Below are 22521 nucleotides of genomic sequence, written 5' to 3'. Positions count from 1 at the left end.
CATCTGTGGGATTCCACGTGAATTCGTTGTAATTCCACAGAACATTCACGTTATTCCGGCACGAACACCCTCGGCACTCCCGCGCCACTCTCGTTATTCCCACACAAACACACTCGTCGTTCTTGCTTTTTATTCTCGTCATTCCGCCTTTTCATTCTCGTCATTCCCGCACTAACACACTCGTCATTCCCGCGCAGGCGGGAATCCATTGAGGCCGTGCAGAGATTCCGGACAAACGCTGTGCGTTTTCCGGAAAGACGGGGGAGATTAAGTGTTCACCTGGAGGTGGCTCGTCATCATTGCCAATCTCAACTCAGCCATCACTCCTGCGTTTTCGCATCATTCCCGCGCTAACACACTCGTCATTCCCGCGCAGGCGGGAATCTATTCAGGCCGTGCAGAGATTCCGGACAAACGCTGTGCGAACTTTTTGTATTGGTTGCAATAACTTAGCGGAACCACTCTTAGCCCCGCAACAGCCGGGCACCCGAAGGTACCTGTCGCTCCAACTCAGCACAATTGCCGACAGGTGGTTGTTGTTCCGGTTTGCGATCTGAATACCAGATTCTGCATTGCCCCGCCGGTGGCATATAACCCTGCGGCACATATTCATTAGAGCGAGGTGCACTGTTATACCCACCAGAGGCTGCACCATAAGCGGCGCAACCGCTGACCACGATGGCTAGACTGATCACGGCCATCCCTCGTGGCATCGAAGCAAAAAACTGGTTCATATTAAATTCCCCCGTTGGTGTAAGCTCAGCATAGCATTGCCTGCGCTGCTCCGGATCAACTGACGGTCTGATTTGTGTATGCTTTTGACTTATCAGCAAAAAAATCATCAACAACATGCCAATAACCACCCACAAAAAACTGCTGCTCAACTGCGATATGGGCGAAAGCCTTGGCCTCTGGTCGATGGGGCTGGATGAGCAAGCCATGCCATTGATTGACATGGCCAATATTGCCTGTGGTTTCCATGCTTCAGATCCACTGACCATGAACCGCACGGTTCTGCTGGCTAAACAATCCGGCGTAAAAATCGGTGCGCACCCCAGCTATCCGGATCTGGTGGGTTTTGGTCGGCGCAGCATGCAATTACGAGCAGAGGAAATCATTTCGCTGATTCATTATCAAGTCGGCGCGTTAGCCGGAATCTGTCAGGCGCATCAATTGCAGGTCAGCTATGTCAAACCGCATGGCGCACTCTACAACGACATGATGCGTGATCAGGCGATTCTCAAAGCGTGATGCAGGCGATTGCCAGCTATGATTCAAATTTGCCACTGATGCTGTTAGCCAAAGGCGATAATCACGCTGAACAGCAAATGGCCGATGCCGTGGGTATCAATTTATTATTTGAAGCGTTTGCCGACCGTGCCTATGACGATAACGGACTGCTGCTGTCACGCGATATTGCCGGGGCGGTATTGGATGATCCGCAACGCATCCTTGATCAGGCCATGCTGCTTGCAACAGAAGGCCAAGTCATCAGTCACAGTGGCCAAAGACTCCGTATTCAAGCGGATACGCTTTGTGTGCACGGCGACAATCCCGAATCGCTCAAGGTGCTGCAACAACTTCGCCATCAACTCAATACCATTTACAACGTGCAATGAAGGCGATATGGCACATTGAACCCGCAGGATTAGATGCTGTTTTGATTCGTTTTGGCGAGCAGATTCAGCTGGATTTAGTGCCAACCATTACTGCTGCCAGCCAGTGTCTGCAACGTGCCCTTGGGCAAGATCTTCGCGGCATGGTGCCGAGCTATACCACCTTGATGTTGTTTTATGATCTGCGAAAGCATGACTTTGCCAGCATTCAAACCCTCATAGCGCAGCAGCTTGCTGAGCTTATTATCGACAATTCGGTCACTGGCCGCCTGGTTGAAATTCCGGTCTGGTATGACCCAGCGGTCGGACCTGACTTACCGCGGGTCGCTGACTACCATCAGATCAACATCGATGAAGTCATTCATCGGCATACCGCCAACAGCTATCAGGTATTTGCCATAGGCTTTGCGCCCGGCTTTGCCTATATGGGACATGTCAGTCAGCAATTGGCAACACCGCGTCTGGATCGACCACGACAACGCGTCAGTGCTGGCTCTGTTGCCATTGCCGATCAGCAAACTGCTGTCTATCCGACAGAAACACCAGGCGGTTGGAATATTCTGGGTCGAACTCCCATGCCGATGTTTGACCGAACGCACACTGAATTATGTCCAGTGAAAACCGGCGACCGAGTGCAGTTCAAGCCGATTAGTAAACAGCAGTTTTTGGAGGCTGGAGGCGTTTTGTCATGATGCCAACGGGCTTCAAAGTGCTCAAACCCGGCATGCTGACGCTAGTTCAGGATCTTGGCCGATTTAATTATCGACACATTGGTTTAAGCACTGGAGGCGCGGCCGACGAACAAGCCTATCTGTGGGCAAATCGTTTATTGGATAATCGCGCCAACAGTCCCGCGCTGGAGATTTGTTTTGGCGGTCTGCAACTTCAGGCTTTAACAGACAGCCAGATCGCCATTACCGGCGCCGATATGCTGGTAACGCGCAATAACCAACCCTTGGCAAACTGGCAAAGTCACGCAATCAAATCAGGCGATACATTAAGCTTTGGCTACGCAAAATCAGGCATTCGAACATATCTGGCGGTCAAGGGTGGCTTTCAGATAACACCAAGTTTTGGCTCGGTGGCCACCGTCATACGTGAAAAAATTGGTGGTCTTGATGGAACAGGCAGTCCACTAAAAGCCGGTGACCTTATCTCCTGCCAGGAATCCAAACAAGATATCAGAACCCGCGTGCCATCAATGTTTGTTCCAGACTATCAACAACCACTGATTGTCAGCGTTATCGTCAATCAACACCGCCATGATTTCAGCCCGTCGGAAGAGCAAAAACTGTTTCACCACACCTACCGAATCTCGGCCCAGAGCAACAGTATGGGCCTGCGATTACAGGGTGAAGCTATCAAGCCCAAGGTCAAAGGCATTATTTCCGAAGGCACTGCGTTTGGCAGTATTCAGATCCCCCCAGATGGTCAACCCATCATCCTGCTCAAAGATCGGCAAACCATTGGCGGCTACCCCGTACTTGGCAGCGTCTTTTCAATGGATGCGTTCTTGCTGGCCCAGCAGCAAGCGATGACCGAACTCAGATTCACCACGATGACACTCGCAGAAGCACAACGGCAGATGCGACGCTTTTATCAGTTTTTTGGTATCTAACTCATAGCGCTCAAGTGCAATAAAAATGCGCTGTTTAGCTAAAAAATAGAAATTGACTCGCCATACCGGAAAATAAATGTGAGCCAGCTCACAAATAAGTAATATGCTCACTTGTTTTCACACAAATTAAACACTCCCGCGATTAAATTGCACGCAACCAAGTTGCAGCAACAACCTTTAATCACGCAAGGAATGAACTGATGAGAACAAATACTGACATGGCTGACTTTGAAACCTGGATAAGACATCACTCAGAAGATAATATCTTCGAATACAACGGCGAGATTATTGACAGTGAAAAAGCCTTCAGGGCTTCCGGCTTACATTCACAAGCCAAACCAAGCTACCAGGATTGGCTGGCCTCAATCTCTTAACCAGTTAGGGGGCGACAGTCGCCCCCCATGTTGATGATCTGGGCATGATGCCGGTTATTGAGGGTGTTGCGGTGGTGCATACGGACCATTCAACAAACCTCGCTGAGGATTGTTAATTGCTTCAGCGTTGGCTAGCCTTGCAACAGATGGCGTCATATCAGTTATATCGCCGATAATCTGCGTAATGGCTGCCGCAACTAATGCCTCTAAAATTCCACCACTGCTGTTGGAGCCACTCTGAACCGCCGATGCATCTGCATCCCACAATAATGCACCTGTGCGGGCATCAACAAGTCTTACATGTGACCGCACAACTGTAGTTGAATCCAGCAAGGTGTATTTCTGTCCCCAATCAGAGATTCGGATGTACAACACCGAATCAGCGCCCGTATTTTCCTGCAGTTTATCCAATGGCACCTGATTCATTTCGTCCGGTGTGGGTAAACCGTTTTCTTTCATAAAATTTTCGATAACGGCGACAGGAAAGACATAGTAGCCCTTCTCAGCCAGCGGCCGAGACAAGGTTGAGAGATCAATATACGAGGCGTTGACTTCTAAGGATTCATTCAACGGCGGGATCACCAAAATAGAGCGCGGTTTAGCCGCCAGCAAAGCATCATAATTGTACGGCTCAGGGGTTGTTGCACAGCCCGTCAGCAGCATTAGCATAAGTAATGGCAGTAGTAAAAATGTCCGTTTAATCATCATGAGTCCATTCCTTTTTCCATACGCTGCAACATGCCATCAATAAAAATCGCTGATTCGGGATAGAGCTGCTTTTCTTTGATAAATTCTGCTTTTGCAGAGGCCATGTTGCCTTTTAATGCATACATATAGCCCAGGTGAGCATGAATACCCGGAGCGATGCGCAGATCTTTGGCATGCGCTTGCTGAATGTCTGCGGTGAGTTTTTGAATTTGCATATCTGGGTCAGCAGCACCGGGCTCTGTATACATAATGTAGAGCAAGTTTTCGTAGTCACCCCAGTGATACAACTGCTTGGGTTGCTGCGCGCACCCTGTTAAAAGCATCAATGCAAGGCCAGCGCCAGCCACTGACAGTTTATGAATTGACATAAATAATCCCTTATTTAGTAGCGTTTTCTAATGTCAGTACGCCGTTATGCATATCGCTAACAATATTATTTACAGCTTCCGTAATGGCCAGATTGAGTACCTTGCCATTCAGAGTCGAATCGTAACCTGCGGTACCTCCAAAGCCAATCACTTCGCGGTTACTCAGCTCATACTCACCGGCAGCTTGGGTTGAGTAGATAATTTCTGAGCTTTTTACGTCCACGATATTAAGCGTAGCTTTTGCGTAAGCGGTTTGCGTTTTGCCCCGGCCCAGAATGCCAAAAAGTTGTTTATCGCCTGTCACCTTCCGACCAAACTCTGTGATCGCGCCTGATACCACATAACGCGCACCACTGATTTTCTGGCTGACACCACTGTAACCAGCTTCTTCTTCAAGTACTTTCATATTGGCGCGATCCACCACATTGAAATGATTGGTTTGCTGTAAACCGGCTTTCAGAATGGTTCTGGCTTGATTGCCAAGCTCGTCTGCACCAGAAGAAAAAATGCCATGCATATAAGATGAGCGATTTTCAAACTGTCCCACGACCAGTGTTGATTTTATTCCGTGATAGGGTGTTTGATGAGTCTGTACGGGGGTTACTTCAACTGTTTGGTGGCTCTCCGTCGCACAACCAACAAGTGCAATCAAAAATAAGCCGAGTACAACGCGTAAACTACTTTTGTAAAAGGGCATTGATATCATGTCCCGTTTCTCTCCGTGAAAATTTAGGTAAGGTGTTAAAGATCTTGGTCGTGGCAATTCAAATGTTTATCGAGTTCCTCCTAAAGTTAGGTTCCGAAGAAAACGCTTTATCCCATCATTAAGCCAACCATCAAAAGCAGTACTGTCGACACAAAAATAACTGCTGAAAACACAGTCCCGAGGGTGGCAAATATCTTTTTTCGACCCTTCTGAATCAGCCCACCTATCCCCAGTCCGAATGCAATAAGCGTCGTTACCAGAAAAGCAAACAGGAAAAAACCAATCATCACGGCCGCAGCAGATTCCTCATCAAGCCCTCCAGGAGTGGAAGCTTCCATCACACCCGCAACCGCTATGAGCAAAAAGATGAATACGCCAGAGACAATACTTGTGATAAATGAAGCAATCCCCAGTCCTGAGTGTTTTTCAACTTCCATTGTTATGTCCTTTTTTACTGCCAAAAAACCAGTTAACCCTGTTCAGGCCTGGTCCAAGCTCATGTGAAAACTATCAGGCTTATCCCCCAGAAAAGCCAATGTGACACGAGAACTTACAGGTGGCAGTTCTGAATCACACAGGGTGAAACCAATGCCAAAATTTGACTGCTTTAGAGAGTGTTTTGGGATGAGTACATCAGCAGACTGAGTATGCTGTGAAGCCGCTTGATAAAACAGGCTGGATTGATTAATTGCTGAGTGGTAGAGCGTGTTTTCCATAACCTGATTTTTATTTCCCGAATCCATTGAGAATAGTTTGCGAAATGCAATATTCCACAGTTCTCAAGCATTGGCAATAAAAATCTGTATAGCGGCTTTGATAACGCTTTGATTGGCTTTCTACAGACTTAAAATGTCTTAATTATTTGTCCGCAGAAGCATAGTCTTGATACAAAACTATTGAGTAGTTAGACACTTTTCACCAACTACGCAGTGAAAAAAGGCTGACTATCAAGGTGCTCGATGATGACTACGTTCGATAATCTTGCAAAAGCCTTTCATCAGCTCGGGATCATGCTTCTTGCCGGTTTCCTCATGCAGAATGTCCATGATTTCCGAGTGCGTTCTGACGCGGTGATATGACCGCGTGACCGCCATGGCGTCGTAGCTGTCTGCAATGCTGATAATGCGGGCGCAAATAGGAATTTCCTCACCGGCAAGATTATCCGGATAGCCCATGCCATTGAAGTGCTCGTGATGATGACGAATCAACCGGGCAACTTGCGGCGCGCCCTCAAGCTCGGTCGAGAGCATGATCTTCTCACCTATCTCCGAATGCTCTTTCATCGTCAACCACTCAGCCTCATCGAGCTTGGCTGGTTTGAGCAGAATATTGTCGGAAATGCCGATCTTGCCAACATCGTGAAAAGAAGCCGCCATTACCAGCGTATTGAGCTCTTTACGATTTAAACCGCAATATTCGCCAATACTGGCTGACAGTTCTTGCACCCGTTCTGAATGCAGTTGTGTTGAAAGATCACGATACCCAAGCGCCACAGACAAAGCCTTGGTGTACTTGAGTAATGAATTGAAAATATCGTCGTCCAGTTCCATGGGGGGTACCTCGAGCTATTTAACCCCGCATCCTGCGGCTTGATCACAGCCATGCTGTTTTCATAAAGACTTTTTATAGAACTTTATTCCACAAACACACGCTGTTCCTTTTTTGTTCGGGCATTGAAATTCTTCTTTTTCACAACGCGCTTTCCAATATTCCGGGTCGAACATAAAAGGCGAATAGTCAAAGTGTTTCATCAGGCCGTCAATATTGGTTTTGCCGTTATCGACCCAGCCTGGCACCACAATTATTTTAACGCCTTTTTCTTTAAGCCTCGACTCTGCTTCCTTGAACAGAGCCTCGCCAATGCCGTGACCTTGGCGCTGTGGCGACACTCCGATGGTTTTGATGACACCTAAATACCCGGCCTTGTCTGCATGGGTGATATCCACGGAAATCTTTTCATCCTCGCCAAACAGATTTCGCAGGTCATTCTTTTCACAGCGTTTTGCCAGCGCATAGCCAACAACCTTGTCGTTTTCTCTGGCGACAAATGCCGCCCCATCCTGGCTGTTGATATAGTCGGACACGTCTTTGATATAGCCCTCGCCAAACAAGGGAATAGATAGATTCAAAATACTGGGAATATCAGCCTCGGTCGCTTCGCTGATAGTTATTTGCGCTTTTTTCTTGAAGAAGTAACGTCCAGAAGCGGTGGTCTTATTTTCATTGTCATAGCCCGACCACATGCCATCCAGATTATCGCCGTTTATTTTCAGGTAAAAAGATCCGACACCATCGTCATAAGTCGCATCGGCAGAATACACACCGGCCACATGGCCTGTGCCGACAATATTGCCGTCGATGGTCCAACTGCGGCCATCGGGCAAGGTGTTTTTACCGATAATTCTGGTGCCTTTTTGCTTGATACTTGTTAACGAAGTGACCATGACCGGTTGCCCGTCTTCCATATCTTCAAAATAGGTAAGGTATTCGCCTTCTATCGGAAATTTCTTTTTTTCATATAACTGTTTGGCAACGGTCAGCCCCCAACCGATCAGCGCGACAATGATGCCGCCTATCACACCTGCCAAAACGTCATGAAGGGCTGGAAACATGTTTCATCCTGAGTGTTGAGTATCCAAAATATCTGCCTCGGCATCAGATATGTTCAGATGGTCGAGTAGATTTAACTTCAGGGTAAATTAATTTAGGGCCAGTGCAAACACTCATAATGCTGAGTTTTACACTGGCCCTAAATATTAAGCTGATGTGGGAATCGAATCTTAAGTCATAACTGACTTATTAATGGGTTCGGTCCCTGGTCGGTTGCTAACCCAACAGGCGTGCTCTGCCTGCCCACAGTCCCAACAGTCCGAAAGCGAACAGCGGCAACGCGGCTGGTAACGGAACGGCACTTGGATTCGAAAACTGACTGATTAATGCACTGGTCGAGAAAGTGCCATCAATGCCAAACGTCCATGATGAGAAGTTAGTGAAACTCCCAGAGAACAGTTCGTTATTGGCGATGCCAAATGACATATATATCAGCGCATCAGTCATATCAATCGACAAAATATTGGATAAGGAAAAGTCATTAAAGATAACGCTGTTATACCCCAAGCCGCCATCAAAGAAGCCCGTGCTCAGCAGGCCGGAAGTCAAATTCAGCCCATCAATGATCAAGGTATCATCGCCACTGCCAAAAATAACATTACCGATAATTTCGCTATTGCCTGTCAGCAGAAGGCTGCTGTTACCCTGATTAGGCGCAAGCTCAATGGCATTACCTCCCCGCCCCACTAAAGTGCCGCTATTCTCAATGGTGATTTCGGCCGTGCTGGCCTCATCGGCGCCAATGGCACTAACACCCTCGATGTAGCCTTCATTAATGATGGTCAAAGGCCCTGCAGTACGCACCTCACCCACTGTGGGTTCGAAGAACGGATCGATATCAATACCACTACCACCGTTTAAAGGATCATCTGCACTTCCAGTAGAGATAATCACGCCCGTTGCATAGTTATGCACCAAGCCCTCGTCGATGTCGATCCCGTCATCAGTACCGAGAATCACGCCGTAGTTATGCACTTCGCCACTAGCGAACTGCACACCGTCTTCATCACTGGTTGCACCCGTATTGGTCCAGGTCCGTGTGTCAGCATCCCATGACAGTCCGTGCAAAGCGATAGTGCCGTAATTTTCCAGATAGAAATCTTCGCGCGCCTCGATCACTTCCTCATTACCGCGCAGGGTGCCGTAGTTAATCACGGTAGTGCCCGGTCCACGGCTTTGAATGGCACGGCCTTCAGAACTTTCGATCAAACCATAGTTGGTAATGTGTGCATTTTCGAGGGCAAACTCTTCGTCCAAGCGCACGGCCTGACGCACTGCAAATATCTCAGCGGTTGCCTGATTGATCAGCGTGAAATTGTGAGCATCATTCTGAAGACGGATACCCCGGTCACCGCCAATAATCGTGCCCCAATTGTCGATGGTCAGGTTTTCACCTCGGCCACGAATCGCATCATCATTACCGCTTTCGATCAGCCCCAGATTATTGACCGACTGATTCGAACCACCCAATTGCACAGGACGACCACTTGCACGTACAAGCTCGGCATCTTCCTCAATAGTCACTGCCAGATTGTTCCGATTGTCATTGATATTGCCGCTGTCAGTTGCGGTGCAAAGCAGTGTCGGGGAATCAGCGTCGCCACCTGCAATACAGTTAGACATTACCGGTGCGCTATAAAGAGCACTCAGCATTGTAGCGAGTAATAATTTATGCGTATTTTTCACATTGCCTCCAAGTCGGATGATTAACACCGAACCTGAAGATAGTGATTTATTGTGACAACCCGATGAATTTTGAAATTAATGTGAACTAAGGCACGTATACATAAACTGAAAACTGATACCGGCCCTGCTCTTTGCTTATCAACTCACTTATTCCGTACATTCCGTACTAAAAATGAATTGCCAGGCCACGTTTCAACCCAAACACTTGCCGAGTTTGACAGTGAAACCCGCTTCCGTACCTTTGCAGCCTCAGGTGACGTTAAGCGCGGTCTTGAACTCTTGGATAAGCTTGATGCGGCAGCGCAGAATAATTAACGCTGAGGTAACCGGCGCCGGAGCGACAGCGGAGGGGACCAAAAGCGGCACGCTTTTGGCGTCCGGTTGACCGCCTGGTTATGAGTTCCCTGATGACTCAATGTCTTCTCCGAACATGATTCGGTGACCCTCGGGTGTTGCTACACCAAACTCACGTAAGCCCCAAGGTTTATCCGATATTGCCTGGAAAATCTCTGCGCCGCGTTGCTGATAGTCGCGGTAGAGGTCGTCAATGCCCACGCAGTTCACATACGCGAAGTACGAATGCTCATGCGTATCACGGGCCGAAAGCTCATCCGGACAATGCCCCAACATGATATGAAAACTGCCGAGACTCAAGAACGACCAGCCGTCTGCACGGAACCGGACGGAAAAACCAAGCTTGTCGAGAAAGTAGCTCTCGGTCTTCTCAAGATCCTTGACCGCCAGAACATGCTGAGTTGCTTTTACGTTAAACACTTATGACTCCCTTCGCGAGTATGGATACTCATAACGTCCGGCTCACGCACCGGTTTGGAGCCGCGAAGCAGCGGAAAATCGGTCGCTGTGCAGCCGTTGGTTATGCCCTGTCTCCGACCTCTGATGCAGCACTCCACGGACGAATATTCTTCAACTGATCCTCTAGGGTCTCTTTCGCAATCTCAGTGTCATAGGCAGCCTGAGCTCGTAACCAATAGCCATTGGATAAACCAAAGAAGCGGCAAAGTCGCAGGTCCGTGTCTGCGGTTATCGAACGCTTCCCAGCAATAATCTGGCCGATCCTCTGAGCAGGCACCCCGATTTCTTTAGCCAAACGGTATTGAGAAATATCCATCGGCTCAAGAAGCTCTTCCTTCAGCAACTCGCCTGGCGTTACAGCTTCAATATTACGCATGAGTTACCTCCTAATGGTAATCAACAATTTCAACGTCCTCCGCACCAGCCTTGGTCCAGCGGAAGCAAACCCGGAACTGCCTGTTGATTCGAATGCTGTGCTGACCTTGGCGGTCACCATGCAATGGCTCCAACATATTGCCGGGCGGTACCTTAAGATCATCCAACTGGCTTGCTGCCTGGAGTTGCCGAATTTTCCTCAAGGCAATTCGCTCAAAATTGACGCATGTCGTTAATAACGTAAAGCGTTAATATCAAGGAGGGCGGTTGAAAGAAGGGCATAACGCCCGCATTTGCGGCTGGTTTGGAAGGCAGCGGAAAACCAGTCGCAAAATCAAACACTCTGACCCTATTGATTCTAACTAACTTTTCACTTAATAATTTACTAGCGGGTTTAGGCAAATAAGGTGGAATACTGAAAAGAAAAAGATGTCCAAGAGCAATAAGTGTCACCCTTATCATGGCCAACATTTAGCACAAGCCCTTACACCAAAGGTTCAAGGGGTCAGCCAACTTGATTTTCATTGATCCACTCCATTGATTGTTATGGCCTGAATATTTCACAGATATGTATTGCTGGCAAACCCTGTAGCAGAAATGTGAATAATCAATTAGGTGAGAAGTGTCTGCTCGGATACTAAAGATGAGGCAACACCGGTTCAGGCTTGTGCCAACATTCAATCACCTGCCCTACCATCCAGAAAATCAATCACCCGATTTAATCGTTCATTGTGAATTGCATATCTGCGGTCCATAAACGGATGGCCATAATTCGAGCCGTTGTATACAGCCGCCCCTTTTTGTTTGGCTAGTTCTCTGAACTCAGCGGTCATGTCGGGGCCTAGCACTGAATCTTTTTCACCTGTGATCACCAGAAGGTTGTTTGCGTTATCTGGAATATTTTCTGCCGGGTCCAACCACTTTGGGCAGCCATGAGGCGATAATCTGCTGGGGCTGGAGTCAATCACTACGCGGTCATATTGAGCTCCACTGCCGATTACGTTTGCCATAACTGCGCCGCCAAGCGATATGCCATATAAAAGCTGTTTCTCATACTGTGTGTTCAGGTGCGCCACTAATTCTTTGTAATCTTCGATGATGGCGTTGATTCTGCGTTTGCCTTGTGAGTCGCCGTAGCCGCGGTAATCGTAGATATAGACATCGTAACCGCGCTGAGAAAAGCGTTCTAAAGTCGTAATCATCAGGTCGGCTATCATGGCATTACCCAACGCCACCAAAATGTAGCCTTCTGCTTGCATTGCCAGGCCGTTGTTATCTTGAGCCTGATATTTGTATCCTCTCAGAACCTTGTCATCACCGGTTGTAAATTCTGTTCTCTGGATAAGATGGTGCCCGGCAACTCTGGCGGCATCAGGACTTGGTGCTACTGAGCTCCACAGGGTAAAAACCCATCGTTCTTTGAACCATCCACAGACGGTTACTTCACGATCCGCGGCGAGTGCGACATTTGGCAGAACAAGCAATAAACCAAGCAGATAGATTTTCAGATAACGCATAAGAAGAGGTATCCTCCAATGCAGCTTGTGATGTCGATAGTCAGCGACTTTTTAAGGTTTGATGATCTACGAGGTTCGGTCAATCAAGCCGGAAAATCAAGCTGGATAAATCTTTGCCACTGGTTGATGAGATTCGTCAGTTACAATAGCCCGTCCGTTTATGGCATGGCAGCGATTATTTCTCATCGAATTTTGGCATCGGAAAAACTTTTGGCTTATGCTGTGTCTAAACGCTGTCTACTTCAGTAAATTGTTTATGACCAAACACTCGCCTTGTTTCCACATCCTGCTTATCGGCATTTTTATATTGTCGATGCTGATGCCTGTGGTGCATGCCGATCACAGTGTTTTGACGACTACTGAACTGAGCCAGAGCGAGACTGACTGTCATTCCGACACAGCTTCACACGCAACACATGAAACACAGTCCCATTGCACAGGCGATGTTTGCATGTGCATGTCTGCCCAATGCCACAATTCGGCCTTGTTGGACCTGTCACCACTGCTGATGAGCCGTGCTGATATTGCTGTGCGTTTGAGTGATTCGAACGCACATCTTGTTGACCCCGATCCCAATAAATTCAAGCGCCCCCCGCCGAAGCTAATCCTCTTGTTCTGGCCGGTATCCTTGCGGATATCGAATTGAATCATTTCTGAGGATTTTCAGATGACTATCATTCGTTTTTGGCTGACCACTGTGTTAGCTGCATCGCTGAGCTTTTCAGCCTTTGCCAATCAAACCGAGTACACCCTGGTGATTGACCGTGAAGCCGTCAATATCACTGGCAAAACCGTCGACAGGATCACGATTAACGGCACTATTCCTGGCCCGATACTTGAATTTACCGAGGGTGATGAAGCCGTCGTTCACGTCATCAACAAGCTGGATGAACCCACATCGGTACATTGGCATGGCTTGTTGTTACCACCGAAAATGGACGGTGTGCCGGGCATGGGTGGTTTTAGTGGTATCGCGCCGGGTGAAACCTTTACCTATCGCTTTCCGCTCCGGCAGAACGGCACCTATTGGTATCACGCGCACAGTGGTACCCAGGAACAGGATGGCCACTATGCCGGGATGATTATTCATCCCAAAGACCACAGCCCGGTTGAGGCGGATCGGGATTATGTTGTGTTGATTTCTGACTTTCACGAGCACAGTGGTCGACGCATCATGCAGAATCTGAAAAAAAGTCCGCATTACTACAACTTTTCCCAGCGCACGGTCGGTGACTTCTTTGCCGATGTGCGTCAGCAGGGCTGGAGCAAGGTTTGGCGAGATGCTCGCGACTGGGGACAGATGCGTATGTCGCCGACCGATCTGGCCGATGTCAGTGGCTATACCTTTTTAATCAACGGTAAAACCGCTGAGCAGAACTGGACGGGGGTGTTTAAACCCGGCGAACGCATTCGCTTACGCTTTATCAATGCCTCTGCGATGTCGATATATGACCTGCGTATCAAAGGTCTGCCGATGACCGTGGTGCAGGCCGATGGTCAATATGTTGAGCCGGTCACGGTAGATGAACTGCGCTTTGCCGTCGCCGAAACCTATGATGTGATTGTGCAGCCACAGAGCCATGATGCATTTACCATTGTTGCGGAAAGTATTGATCGCACTGGCTTTGCACTGGGCACATTGGCACCAGAGATCGGCATGCGTGGCCCTCAGCCAACGCATCGTCCCCGTGCTTTATTGACCATGGCGGATATGGGACATGGACATGGGCACGATCATGACCACAGCAACCCATCACATTCCGCCCCATCAGAGCATTCAGGTCATGAAGGTCATGAAGGTCATGAAGGTCATGAAGGTGATTCTCAGCATCAGTCCATCGGTATCCTCGAATCAAGCAATAGCGGCTGGGCTCAGGCAGGTACGCCTGAGGGACACACTGCATTGCGTTATGCCGATCTGCGCTCCTTGACCAGACAGCCCGACAATCGCCCACCTTCTCGTGAGATCGTGGTCACGCTAGATGGCTCCATGGAACGCTTTATATGGACACTGGACGGCAAAAAGTTTGGCGATCCAGACTTCAAACCCATTCAACTGGATTACAACGAGCGGGTAAGAATCATCTTCCAGAACAACACCATGATGGCGCATCCGATGCACCTGCACGGCATGTTTATGCAACTGGAAAATGGTCAGCATCCTGACTATTTGCCGAGCAAGCATGTCGTTAATGTTCCTCCCGGCCAGCAAATGTCGGTATTACTCACCGCAGATGAGCCTGGCGAGTGGATGTTTCATTGCCACCTGCTCTATCACATGGCCGCCGGCATGATGGGCGTCATGGCGGTGGCTGAGGCAGATCCAACGGGAGAACACACCGGTCATCACCAACATCATCACGGAGGACATCACCATGACCATCACTAAACTGATGATTGCCGTGAGCTTGGCAGTATGGCTGAACACGGCTGTCGCCGACGCCGATCCGCATCACAAAGGCCAACAGATATTCCATGCTTTCTGGCTGGAAGCTCAATACGGTGGTGGCAATGAGGGCGGCATTGCCCATCTGGATCTGGATGGCTGGATTGGTGGCGATACCCACAAGTTGTGGTTGAAAACCGAAACCAAACAGCAAAAAGGTCGGCTCAAGGAAAATGAATTGTGGGCTATGTACAGTCGCAATGTTGCCGAGTTTTGGGATGTTCAGGCAGGTTTTCGGCACGACACTCAGCCCGAAAGCACCAGTTATGCCGTGTTTGGTGTGCATGGTCTGGCGCCATATTTCCTGAAAACCGACGCCCACCTGTTTGTCAGTGACTATGGCGATGTCACCGCCAGACTCAAGCAGAGCACCCACTTGTTGTTCACCCAGCAATTTGGCATCGAGCCGTATTACCGGCTAGATCTGGCCGCGCAGCGAGTGGACCGGCAAGAGCTGGGAAGAGGTTTGACTTCAGGTCGCTTGGGGTTGCGTTTTAACTACGAAATCAGCCGTGAAATCACGCCCTATCTGGATCTGCGCTATGACCGCAAGTTTGGTGGCACTGCCCGTATCGCCAGCAGTAATGATCAGCGTCGGGATAGCTACACGGTGTCTTTGGGGCTGAGATTGATGTTCTAAGGAGAAGTGACATGATCGAAATTATTCCCAACTGGCATCCCATACTGGTGCATTTCACTATCGGTCTGCTGGGCACATCAGTCTTGCTGCATCTGCTTGGCAGTCTGATACCTTTAGCCGGACTGCAGATCACCGCTCGCTGGACACTCTGGCTGGGTGTGTTATTCACAGTGGGCACTGTGCTGACCGGTGCCCATGCCTTTGATACCGTTGCGCACTCGACGCTGGAACAACATCATGCCATGGCCAGTCATCGACATTGGGCTTTGATAACAGCTACTGTGTTTATGGTGCTCGGCGTATGGTCATTACTGGCTAACCTGTTTGGCAGTGCCAAATTTCAGGGGCGGCGTCATTTTCTGTTTGTCATCCTGATTTTGGTGGCTGGCAGCTTGCTGGCCATCACCGGCTATAAAGGCGGCGAACTGGTATATCGACATGGCATTGGTGTACTAGCGGCCGGTCATCAACACGGTCATCACGATCACGATCATGACCATGACCATGACATGCAGGATAAGGCAGACAGTTTGCCCGAGCACTCGAGGGAATTAGAGTCACATTCCCAGCCATTGCCGTCAGATAAAACAGGGGGGCAACATGAGCACTGAATCAAAACAAACCACTGCCCTGGCAAGACTGACTGTGCCAGGCATGGGTTCGGATCATTGCGCCGGCATTGTTAAAACCTCACTGAAACGTCTGGACGGTATCGGTGAGATTCATACCAATATCGCGGCTCACCGAGTCGAAGCCAATTACGATCCCGGCAAGCTGAAACTGAACGCTATCCGCACAGCCGTTGAAAAGGCAGGCTATGAGGTCGCGTCGGCCAGCAGTTCGGGGGTGGGAAACACGGTGCAGCTTATTGTGCCGAGCATGGGCTCGGATCACTGCGCTGGTATAGTGCGCGAGTCTCTCCAGCGGCTCAATGGCATCTCGCATATCAGCACCAGTATCGCCAGCCACAAGGTTCACATTGAGATAGCCGAGGGCGGCCCCACTGCTGAACAGCTCAAGCAAGCCGTGGAAAAAGCCGGTTACGACGTTGCAGAGGCCATTTACGAAGCTGACGATGACGAAGCCGGGAAAGATGCCGATATTGAAGGTGCCTACCTGCAACAGGCGCTGAAGCGCCTGTGGATTGCTGGCATACCCACGACTCTGATCATGCTGTTGATGATCCCCCATATGTTCTGGCAACCGATCCCCGGCTATCTGCTGATCGTGGCGTTGTTGGCGTTTCCGGTGGTTTTTCTTTATGGCGGCGCAGCCACCCATAAGTCCAGCTGGCGCTCACTCACCAACCGCACCTTTAACATGGATGTGTTGATCTCCATGGGCAGTCTGCCGCCCTACTTGATCGGGCTGGCCGGCTTTTTTGTCACCATGACCTCGTTTATCGAGATGGCGGCGACCATCATGACCTTCCACCTGCTGGGGCGTTATCTGGAGGCCAAAGCCAAAGGCAGAGCTTCACAGGCGATCCGCAAGTTGCTGACGCTGGGTGCCAAAACGGCCCGGGTAGAACGTGACGGTCAGGAACTGGAAGTACCGATCAAGGCACTGCAGCCGGGCGATATTATGGTGATTCGACCGGGTGACAAAGTACCCACCGATGGCGAGGTGGTCGAAGGTGAAAGCCATCTGGATGAATCCATTGCCACCGGCGAATCGGTGCCGGTGTACAAAGCACCCGGCGATACCGTGATTGGCGCAACCATCAATAAAGAGGGTCGATTGCGGGTCAAGGCCACCAAAGTGGGTGGTGATACCTTTTTGTCTCAGGTGATCAAACTGGTAGAACAGGCCCAGGGCTCGCGGGTACCGATCCAGGAGTTCGCTGATCGCATGACCGGGCGTTTTGTGCCTGTGGTCATCTTGATCTCACTGGCGAGCTTTGTGGCGTGGTTCGTTGCTGCCGACACGCTTCGTCCGATACTGGTGTGGGGTGCAGGATTCCTGCCTTGGGTAGATCCGACAGCAAGCACACCAGTGCTGGCTATTCTCGCCGCTATTGCAGTGCTGGTTATCGCTTGCCCCTGTGCCTTGGGTTTGGCAACACCGACTGCACTCATGGTGGGCTCGGGTATTGGGGCTGAGCGAGGCATTCTGATCCGCTCCGGTGAGGCCATTCAAACTTTTAAAGACGTCAAAGTCATGGTGCTTGATAAAACCGGCACGATTACACAGGGCAAACCGAAACTGACTGAACTAGCCACGGCCGAGGGCGTAACCGAGCAACAATTATTGCAGTGGGCTGCGACGGTGGAAAATGCCTCCGAACACCCCATTGCCCGCGCCATTGTTGAAGGTGCCGGCGAGCGTATGGTGCAGCCCGGCGAAGTAACAGAATTTCGTTCCACCGGCGCGCGTGGTGTTTCCGGCAAGGTCGATGGTGCTCTGGTACTGATAGGCAACCGTAAGCTGCTGGACGAGAAAGGTGTAAGCGGTCTGGAGGCACTGGATAAAGCACTTGATGACTTGGAAGGACGCGGCCGCACCGCCGTGTTGGTCGCGGTTGACGGTAAAGCCTGCGGCATTGTTGCGGTAGCGGATACCATCAAGCAAGAGTCGATAGCCGCGATTCGAGGTATGCACGCACTGGGTTTGCATGTGGTAATGATTACCGGTGACAACGAACGCGCCGCCCGGGCGGTCGCTGCTGAAGTAGGCATAGACGAGGTTCAGGCTGGGGTATTGCCGGAAGGCAAGGTTGATGCAGTTCGCGCCCTGCAGCAAAAATACGGTGACCACGTTGCCATGGTTGGCGACGGCATCAATGATGCACCCGCGCTGAAACAAGCCAATGTGGGCATTGCCATCGGTGCCGGCGCCGATGTCGCGATTGAGGCTGCGGATGTCACTCTGGTGCGCGGTGAACTGACTGGTGTGGTAGAAGCCATGCAACTATCCCGCGCTACATTCAGCAAAATAGTGCAAAACCTGATCTGGGCCAGCGCCTACAATGTGGCTGCCATACCGATCGCCGCTATCGGTTTACTGCATCCGATGATCGGTGTTGTTGCCATGACCGCAAGTTCGTTGTCTGTAATTGGTAATTCTTTGTTGCTCAAACGCGTGAAGCTGCATGCGGCTGATACACCTGCAGCCCCGTGAAGAATTATCTGCCCCACCGTAAAGGAGAAAATACCATGTCAGCAAAACCCACGTTCTGGAACAGCCTTCACGGAGTGGCGACACTTATCCTGATAGGCGCCGCGCTGTATTTCCTGTTTGTTGAGCACGCTGAGCACGTTCTGCCTTACCTGCCCTTGCTGATTATTCTGTTGTGCCCGTTAATGCATGTTTTCATGCACAAGGGGCACGGTGGGCACAATCATGGGCCTGCCAAGGATTCGGATGCAGAAGCAGCCTATCGCCGTGGCTTGGAAGACGGGCGTAAAGAAGCCCAAAAACGTCCCAAGTAATTGCTACATTCCGTCCGGTTCAAGCTGCCAGTCGGACAACAGCGGCCAGCCATGAATTTCACTGCCCAGCGCCTTGAGCCAGTCGCCCAGTACTCGATTGGAATTGTGTCTCAAGGTGTAGTTGACCGGATGCAGGACAAACTCCAGATCGTATTCTGGTCGATACAACAGGCTGTCGCGTGAGGCATCGAACTTGTGTTGCAGTTGTTCAAGCAGGCGATCTACCGCTTCGGCTTCGGCCTCAAGACTGAGCATGTTTTCGATACCGACTTTAACCTGTTGCCGAACATTCTCGGCAGTGGCTGGCCCCGGTAATTCTCGTCGGCCCAATGCCGCTTTGCTAGGCAAGGCAATTGCCCGGAAACCGGAGAAAATACCGGTCTGCGCCTGTGCGTAGTAACGCCAATCGCCATAGGAATATCGAATCAAATCGCCGTTGGCCTGACTCAATACCAGACTGGAATGCTTGCCATGATCAAGTATGAATATGCTGCGCGGGGTTTCAGGTGTGGCGGGCGGCGAAATACGCGCCGAGCACCCGGCTAATATTAATAAAATAGAACTTAATATCAGCAGTCGCGACATTTTATTTGAGCCCTAGTGCAATACGTCGGTATCACTGCTGGGCGATATGCTGTCGTTAAATAACTGCGCAATATCCACCTTATCAAACTGATAGTGGGTATTACAGAATTCACAGGCCGCTTCCAGATAGCCATGTTCTTCGATAATGTCATTGGCTTCGGCTTCACCCAACATGCGAATGGTTTCTCCGACCCGCTCGCGGGAACAGGTACAGGCAAATTCAAGCATAGTGGTGGTTAACAGCCGAACTGGCTCTTGATGAAACAGGCGATGCAACAGGTTGATGGCATCCAGTTCACATAATTCCTGTGGCGTGACGGTTGACGCTAGCTGGTTAATACGTGACCAGTTTTCGGCCTGTTCAGGTTTTTTATCGCCCGGCAGTTGTTGTAAAAACAAACCGGCGGCAGCATGTTGATCAGCAGTCAGCCAGATACGGGTATCAAGCTGTTCTGATTGTTGAAAATAGTTCTCCAACACCGCGGACAGATTGTCACCATGCAGGCTGACAATGCCTTGATAAGGTTGCTTGGCACCCACGACTTCGATGGTGATTGCCAACGTGCCGTCACCTAGCAATTCACTGAAACTGGCAGTATCTGCAATCTCACCTTGCCAATTGGCAAGACCTCTCAGCGTGTGATCACTGGTGCATTCGACCATCATCATTGATACCGGGCCATTGGCACGAATTTGCAAGACCAGACGACCTTCAATTTTCACCGTTTCAGTGAGTAGTGCGGCAGCCGCCAGCATTTCACCCAGCAGATGCGCCACCGGTGCCGGATAGTCACGTTGCTTGCTGACTTCCTGCCAGGTGCTTTTTAATTGAACCCACTCGCCACGCACCTCGGCATTGTCAAAAATAAAACGTTGCAGATGATCCTGTTGGGGGCTGTCTTGCATGATGGTGTCCTGATTACGCGGTGATCGCGACGGGTTAAATGATGGTGCTTGGCAGGGATATTCTATCGTATTCGGGAATGACCGGCCCCTCCCCGCGCACAGGAGAGAGGCCGAACAGTCGGATTAAGCCTGCTGCAACAGCATGGCATTGAGTTTTTTGACGAAGCTGGCCGGATCATCCAGTTGACCACCTTCAGCAAGCAGCGCCTGATCAAACAAGATAGACACCCAGTCGCCGAACTTGTCATCGTTGCTTTCGTCTTTCAGCTTGGCCACCATCGGGTGCTCAGGGTTGAGCTCCAGGATCGGTTTACTGCCTGAAACTTGCTGCCCCGCTGCCTTGAGCATGCGCTCCAGATTAGCACTCATGTCATAGTTATCAGCGACCAGACAGGCAGGTGAATCAGTCAAACGATGGGTAATGCGAACATCTTTGACCTTCTCGTCGAGTGTTTTCTTGACGCGCTCCACCAGATCTTCAAAGTTTTTCTCAACTTCTTCGTGGGCTTTTTTCTCTTGCTCATCTTCCAGCTCGCCCAGATCCAGATCGCCTTTGGCCACCGATTGCAGATGTTTGCCGTCAAAATCGGTCAGCGAGTTGACCAGCCACTCGTCCACCCGGTCGGTCAGCAACAGTACTTCGATGCCTTTTTTGCGGAAGACTTCCAGATGTGGGCTGTTTTTCGCTGCGGCGTAGCTTTCGGCAGTGATGTAATAAATCTTGTCCTGCTTTTCCTTCATGCGGCCAACATAGTCTTCCAGCGACACGGTTTGCTCGGCAGAGCCCGACTCAGTTGTGGCAAAACGCAACAACTTGGCCAGAGTTTCCTTGTTGGCAAAGTCTTCGCCTGGACCTTCCTTGATGACCTGACCAAATTCTTTCCAGAACTTGCTATATTGCTCTGGCTCGTTTTTGGCCATTTTGCTCAGTTCAGACAGGATTTTCTTCACTGATGCCGTGCGGATGCTGTCGATGACTTTGCTGCTTTGCAGGATCTCACGCGATACGTTGAGCGGCAGATCGTTGGTATCAATCACACCGCGGATAAAGCGAAGATAACGCGGCATCAACTGCTCGCTGTCTTCCATGATAAAGACACGTTTTACATACAGCTTGATGCCGTGCATGCGATCCCGATCCCATAGATCAAAGGGTGCGCGAGATGGAATGTACAGCAGCGAGGTGTATTCAGTGTTGCCTTCAACCTTGTTATGGCTCCAGCTCAGTGGATCTTCAAAGTCGTGGGCCACCTGCTTGTAGAACTCTTTGTATTGATCATCAGTGATGTCGTTTTTCGACAGCGTCCACAGCGCGGTGGCTTTGTTAACGGTTTCATCTTCAATGACACTGTCATCAATCTTGCCGTCTTCATCTGGCACCGGTTCTTTGTTCATGACAATCGGCAGGTTGATGTGGTCCGAGTATTTGCGAATGACATTGCGGATACGCCAGCCGTTAAGGAATTCGTCTTCACCTTCACGCAGGTGCAGGGTGATCTCGGTTCCACGAGTCGGTTTTTCGATGGTTTCGATGCTGAATTCACCTTCACCACCGGATTCCCACAACACACCGTGTTCTGCGGTGAGTCCGGCGCGGCGGGTCTTTAAGGTGACTTTATCGGCAACAATAAAGGCCGAGTAAAAACCGACACCAAACTGGCCGATCAGTTGAGAGTCTTTGGCCTGATCACCGGTCAGCTTGCCAAAAAAGGCTTTGGTGCCACTACGCGCGATAGTGCCGATATTGTCGATAACTTCCTGGCGGTTCATGCCAATGCCGTTATCGGTAATGGTAATGGTGCGGGCTTTTTCATCAAAAGCAACGCGGATTTTCAGCTCTGCATCATCTTCATACAACGCATCATCAGACAGTGCTTCAAAACGCAGTTTGTCAGCCGCATCCGCCGCATTGGAAATCAGTTCTCTCAGAAAGATTTCCTTGTTGCTATAGAGCGAATGAATCATCAGATTCAATAGTTGTTTGACCTCAGTCTGGAACCCCAAAGTCTCTTTATGTGCGTCAACGCCCATTGCAGTTATGCCTCCATCTGGCTTGTTGAATTGATAGGCTGCATATGGGGATTGCGCCATTGGAAATCAAGAGTCTGTCATCAAGCCGTCA

The 22521-nt window shown here is 50.0% G+C and carries 24 protein-coding genes and 1 pseudogene; 9 read left to right on the top strand and 16 right to left on the bottom strand.

The window, feature by feature from the left end; genetic code table 11:
- Positions 1–464: 464 nt before the first annotated feature.
- A complete protein-coding gene (locus MPL1_RS05855; RefSeq protein WP_152417592.1) occupies positions 465–734 on the bottom strand; it encodes a hypothetical protein in 270 nt (89 codons plus the stop codon).
- 115 nt (positions 735–849) lie between these two features.
- Between MPL1_RS05855 and MPL1_RS14445 the strand changes: the two are divergent.
- From MPL1_RS14445 to MPL1_RS13815, 4 genes and pseudogenes are all read left to right on the top strand, one after another.
- Positions 850–1619, top strand: a pseudogene (locus MPL1_RS14445) (5-oxoprolinase subunit PxpA).
- A complete protein-coding gene (pxpB, locus tag MPL1_RS05845; RefSeq protein ID WP_009726202.1) occupies positions 1616–2308 on the top strand; it encodes a 5-oxoprolinase subunit PxpB in 693 nt (230 codons plus the stop codon). The pseudogene MPL1_RS14445 and the gene pxpB overlap by 4 nt, the downstream one beginning before the upstream one ends.
- Entirely contained in the window at positions 2305–3234 is a 930-nt protein-coding gene (locus MPL1_RS05840; protein ID WP_009726201.1) for a 5-oxoprolinase subunit C family protein, read from the top strand. The genes pxpB and MPL1_RS05840 overlap by 4 nt, the downstream gene beginning before the upstream one ends.
- 200 nt (positions 3235–3434) lie before the next feature.
- On the top strand, positions 3435–3608 hold the full coding sequence (locus MPL1_RS13815) for a hypothetical protein (RefSeq protein WP_009726200.1): 174 nt from the start codon (positions 3435–3437) through the stop codon (positions 3606–3608).
- 54 nt (positions 3609–3662) lie between these two features.
- Here MPL1_RS13815 and MPL1_RS05835 read toward each other — a convergent pair whose 3' ends face one another.
- The 12 genes from MPL1_RS05835 to MPL1_RS13695 form a co-directional block, all read right to left on the bottom strand.
- Positions 3663–4316, bottom strand: coding sequence for a DUF799 domain-containing protein (locus tag MPL1_RS05835; RefSeq protein WP_009726199.1), 654 nt, complete (start codon positions 4314–4316; stop codon positions 3663–3665).
- Positions 4313–4684, bottom strand: a complete 372-nt coding sequence (locus MPL1_RS05830; protein WP_009726198.1) for a DUF4810 domain-containing protein — start codon at positions 4682–4684, stop codon at positions 4313–4315. The genes MPL1_RS05835 and MPL1_RS05830 overlap by 4 nt, the downstream gene beginning before the upstream one ends.
- 10 nt (positions 4685–4694) lie before the next feature.
- The gene (locus MPL1_RS05825; protein ID WP_009726197.1) at positions 4695–5381 is read right to left on the bottom strand and encodes a CsgG/HfaB family protein; all 687 of its coding nucleotides are present in this window, start codon (positions 5379–5381) and stop codon (positions 4695–4697) included.
- 116 nt (positions 5382–5497) lie between these two features.
- Positions 5498–5827 (bottom strand): hypothetical protein, encoded by a 330-nt coding sequence (locus MPL1_RS05820; protein WP_009726196.1) that lies wholly within the window; start codon positions 5825–5827, stop codon positions 5498–5500.
- A 510-nt stretch (positions 5828–6337) separates the two neighbouring features.
- Positions 6338–6940, bottom strand: a complete 603-nt coding sequence (locus tag MPL1_RS05810; protein WP_009726194.1) for an HD-GYP domain-containing protein — start codon at positions 6938–6940, stop codon at positions 6338–6340.
- Positions 6941–7000: 60 nt separating this feature from the next.
- Positions 7001–8002 (bottom strand): GNAT family N-acetyltransferase, encoded by a 1002-nt coding sequence (locus tag MPL1_RS05805; protein WP_009726193.1) that lies wholly within the window; start codon positions 8000–8002, stop codon positions 7001–7003.
- Positions 8003–8216: 214 nt separating this feature from the next.
- Complete coding sequence (locus MPL1_RS05800) at positions 8217–9623, bottom strand: hypothetical protein (RefSeq protein ID WP_009726192.1); 1407 nt, start codon at positions 9621–9623, stop codon at positions 8217–8219.
- A 456-nt stretch (positions 9624–10079) separates the two neighbouring features.
- Entirely contained in the window at positions 10080–10460 is a 381-nt protein-coding gene (locus tag MPL1_RS05795; protein WP_009726191.1) for a VOC family protein, read from the bottom strand.
- A gap of 100 nt (positions 10461–10560) precedes the next feature.
- Positions 10561–10875, bottom strand: a complete 315-nt coding sequence (locus MPL1_RS05790; RefSeq protein ID WP_009726190.1) for a HigA family addiction module antitoxin — start codon at positions 10873–10875, stop codon at positions 10561–10563.
- A 10-nt stretch (positions 10876–10885) separates the two neighbouring features.
- A complete protein-coding gene (locus tag MPL1_RS13415) occupies positions 10886–11041 on the bottom strand; it encodes a type II toxin-antitoxin system RelE/ParE family toxin (RefSeq protein WP_009726189.1) in 156 nt (51 codons plus the stop codon).
- 510 nt (positions 11042–11551) lie between these two features.
- Positions 11552–12391 carry an alpha/beta hydrolase gene (locus MPL1_RS05780; RefSeq protein ID WP_009726188.1) on the bottom strand — a complete coding sequence of 280 codons (840 nt, stop codon included), beginning with the start codon at positions 12389–12391 and terminating at the stop codon, positions 11552–11554.
- Positions 12392–12617: 226 nt separating this feature from the next.
- Positions 12618–12782 carry a hypothetical protein gene (locus MPL1_RS13695; protein ID WP_161604008.1) on the bottom strand — a complete coding sequence of 55 codons (165 nt, stop codon included), beginning with the start codon at positions 12780–12782 and terminating at the stop codon, positions 12618–12620.
- A 276-nt stretch (positions 12783–13058) separates the two neighbouring features.
- On the opposite strand from MPL1_RS13695, the gene MPL1_RS05770 reads away from it, so the two are divergent.
- Genes MPL1_RS05770 through MPL1_RS05750 form a run of 5 tightly spaced genes read left to right on the top strand, consistent with a single transcriptional unit; the run spans position 13059 to position 18908 of the window.
- Positions 13059–14780 carry a copper resistance system multicopper oxidase gene (locus MPL1_RS05770; protein WP_009726187.1) on the top strand — a complete coding sequence of 574 codons (1722 nt, stop codon included), beginning with the start codon at positions 13059–13061 and terminating at the stop codon, positions 14778–14780.
- Positions 14767–15477 carry a copper resistance protein B gene (locus MPL1_RS05765; protein ID WP_009726186.1) on the top strand — a complete coding sequence of 237 codons (711 nt, stop codon included), beginning with the start codon at positions 14767–14769 and terminating at the stop codon, positions 15475–15477. Before MPL1_RS05770 ends, MPL1_RS05765 begins: the two co-directional genes overlap by 14 nt.
- 11 nt (positions 15478–15488) lie before the next feature.
- Positions 15489–16088 carry a DUF2231 domain-containing protein gene (locus MPL1_RS05760; RefSeq protein WP_009726185.1) on the top strand — a complete coding sequence of 200 codons (600 nt, stop codon included), beginning with the start codon at positions 15489–15491 and terminating at the stop codon, positions 16086–16088.
- The gene (locus tag MPL1_RS05755; RefSeq protein WP_009726184.1) at positions 16078–18597 is read left to right on the top strand and encodes a heavy metal translocating P-type ATPase; all 2520 of its coding nucleotides are present in this window, start codon (positions 16078–16080) and stop codon (positions 18595–18597) included. The genes MPL1_RS05760 and MPL1_RS05755 overlap by 11 nt, the downstream gene beginning before the upstream one ends.
- 35 nt (positions 18598–18632) lie before the next feature.
- A complete protein-coding gene (locus MPL1_RS05750; protein ID WP_009726183.1) occupies positions 18633–18908 on the top strand; it encodes a DUF2933 domain-containing protein in 276 nt (91 codons plus the stop codon).
- Positions 18909–18911: 3 nt separating this feature from the next.
- On the opposite strand, the gene MPL1_RS05745 is transcribed toward MPL1_RS05750, so the two are convergent.
- The 3 genes from MPL1_RS05745 to htpG form a co-directional block, all read right to left on the bottom strand.
- On the bottom strand, positions 18912–19493 hold the full coding sequence (locus MPL1_RS05745) for a hypothetical protein (protein ID WP_009726182.1): 582 nt from the start codon (positions 19491–19493) through the stop codon (positions 18912–18914).
- A gap of 12 nt (positions 19494–19505) precedes the next feature.
- Positions 19506–20399, bottom strand: coding sequence for an Hsp33 family molecular chaperone HslO (gene hslO, locus MPL1_RS05740; RefSeq protein WP_009726181.1), 894 nt, complete (start codon positions 20397–20399; stop codon positions 19506–19508).
- A 123-nt stretch (positions 20400–20522) separates the two neighbouring features.
- Positions 20523–22430, bottom strand: a complete 1908-nt coding sequence (gene htpG, locus MPL1_RS05735) for a molecular chaperone HtpG (protein WP_009726180.1) — start codon at positions 22428–22430, stop codon at positions 20523–20525.
- Positions 22431–22521 lie beyond the last annotated feature (91 nt).

The organism is Methylophaga lonarensis MPL, from assembly GCF_000349205.1.
In the GTDB taxonomy this organism is placed as follows: domain Bacteria; phylum Pseudomonadota; class Gammaproteobacteria; order Nitrosococcales; family Methylophagaceae; genus Methylophaga; species Methylophaga lonarensis.
The sequence above is the reverse complement of the archived record's forward strand: the minus strand, read 5'-3'. Positions and strand labels throughout refer to the sequence as shown.

Coding starts and splice junctions, on each gene's coding strand:
- MPL1_RS05855 (WP_152417592.1), bottom strand. CDS start 734: ATGAACCAGTTTTTTGCTTCGATGCCACGAGGGATGGCCGTGATCAGT.
- MPL1_RS05750 (WP_009726183.1), top strand. CDS start 18,633: ATGTCAGCAAAACCCACGTTCTGGAACAGCCTTCACGGAGTGGCGACA.
- MPL1_RS05820 (WP_009726196.1), bottom strand. CDS start 5,827: ATGGAAGTTGAAAAACACTCAGGACTGGGGATTGCTTCATTTATCACA.
- hslO (WP_009726181.1), bottom strand. CDS start 20,399: ATGCAAGACAGCCCCCAACAGGATCATCTGCAACGTTTTATTTTTGAC.
- MPL1_RS05770 (WP_009726187.1), top strand. CDS start 13,059: ATGACTATCATTCGTTTTTGGCTGACCACTGTGTTAGCTGCATCGCTG.
- pxpB (WP_009726202.1), top strand. CDS start 1,616: ATGAAGGCGATATGGCACATTGAACCCGCAGGATTAGATGCTGTTTTG.
- MPL1_RS05790 (WP_009726190.1), bottom strand. CDS start 10,875: ATGCGTAATATTGAAGCTGTAACGCCAGGCGAGTTGCTGAAGGAAGAG.
- MPL1_RS13815 (WP_009726200.1), top strand. CDS start 3,435: ATGAGAACAAATACTGACATGGCTGACTTTGAAACCTGGATAAGACAT.
- MPL1_RS05780 (WP_009726188.1), bottom strand. CDS start 12,391: ATGCGTTATCTGAAAATCTATCTGCTTGGTTTATTGCTTGTTCTGCCA.
- MPL1_RS05765 (WP_009726186.1), top strand. CDS start 14,767: ATGACCATCACTAAACTGATGATTGCCGTGAGCTTGGCAGTATGGCTG.
- MPL1_RS05835 (WP_009726199.1), bottom strand. CDS start 4,316: ATGATGATTAAACGGACATTTTTACTACTGCCATTACTTATGCTAATG.
- MPL1_RS05805 (WP_009726193.1), bottom strand. CDS start 8,002: ATGTTTCCAGCCCTTCATGACGTTTTGGCAGGTGTGATAGGCGGCATC.
- MPL1_RS05825 (WP_009726197.1), bottom strand. CDS start 5,381: ATGCCCTTTTACAAAAGTAGTTTACGCGTTGTACTCGGCTTATTTTTG.
- MPL1_RS05800 (WP_009726192.1), bottom strand. CDS start 9,623: ATGTCTAACTGTATTGCAGGTGGCGACGCTGATTCCCCGACACTGCTT.
- htpG (WP_009726180.1), bottom strand. CDS start 22,430: ATGGGCGTTGACGCACATAAAGAGACTTTGGGGTTCCAGACTGAGGTC.
- MPL1_RS05840 (WP_009726201.1), top strand. CDS start 2,305: ATGATGCCAACGGGCTTCAAAGTGCTCAAACCCGGCATGCTGACGCTA.
- MPL1_RS05830 (WP_009726198.1), bottom strand. CDS start 4,684: ATGTCAATTCATAAACTGTCAGTGGCTGGCGCTGGCCTTGCATTGATG.
- MPL1_RS13695 (WP_161604008.1), bottom strand. CDS start 12,782: ATGACAGTCAGTCTCGCTCTGGCTCAGTTCAGTAGTCGTCAAAACACT.
- MPL1_RS05760 (WP_009726185.1), top strand. CDS start 15,489: ATGATCGAAATTATTCCCAACTGGCATCCCATACTGGTGCATTTCACT.
- MPL1_RS05755 (WP_009726184.1), top strand. CDS start 16,078: ATGAGCACTGAATCAAAACAAACCACTGCCCTGGCAAGACTGACTGTG.
- MPL1_RS05745 (WP_009726182.1), bottom strand. CDS start 19,493: ATGTCGCGACTGCTGATATTAAGTTCTATTTTATTAATATTAGCCGGG.
- MPL1_RS05810 (WP_009726194.1), bottom strand. CDS start 6,940: ATGGAACTGGACGACGATATTTTCAATTCATTACTCAAGTACACCAAG.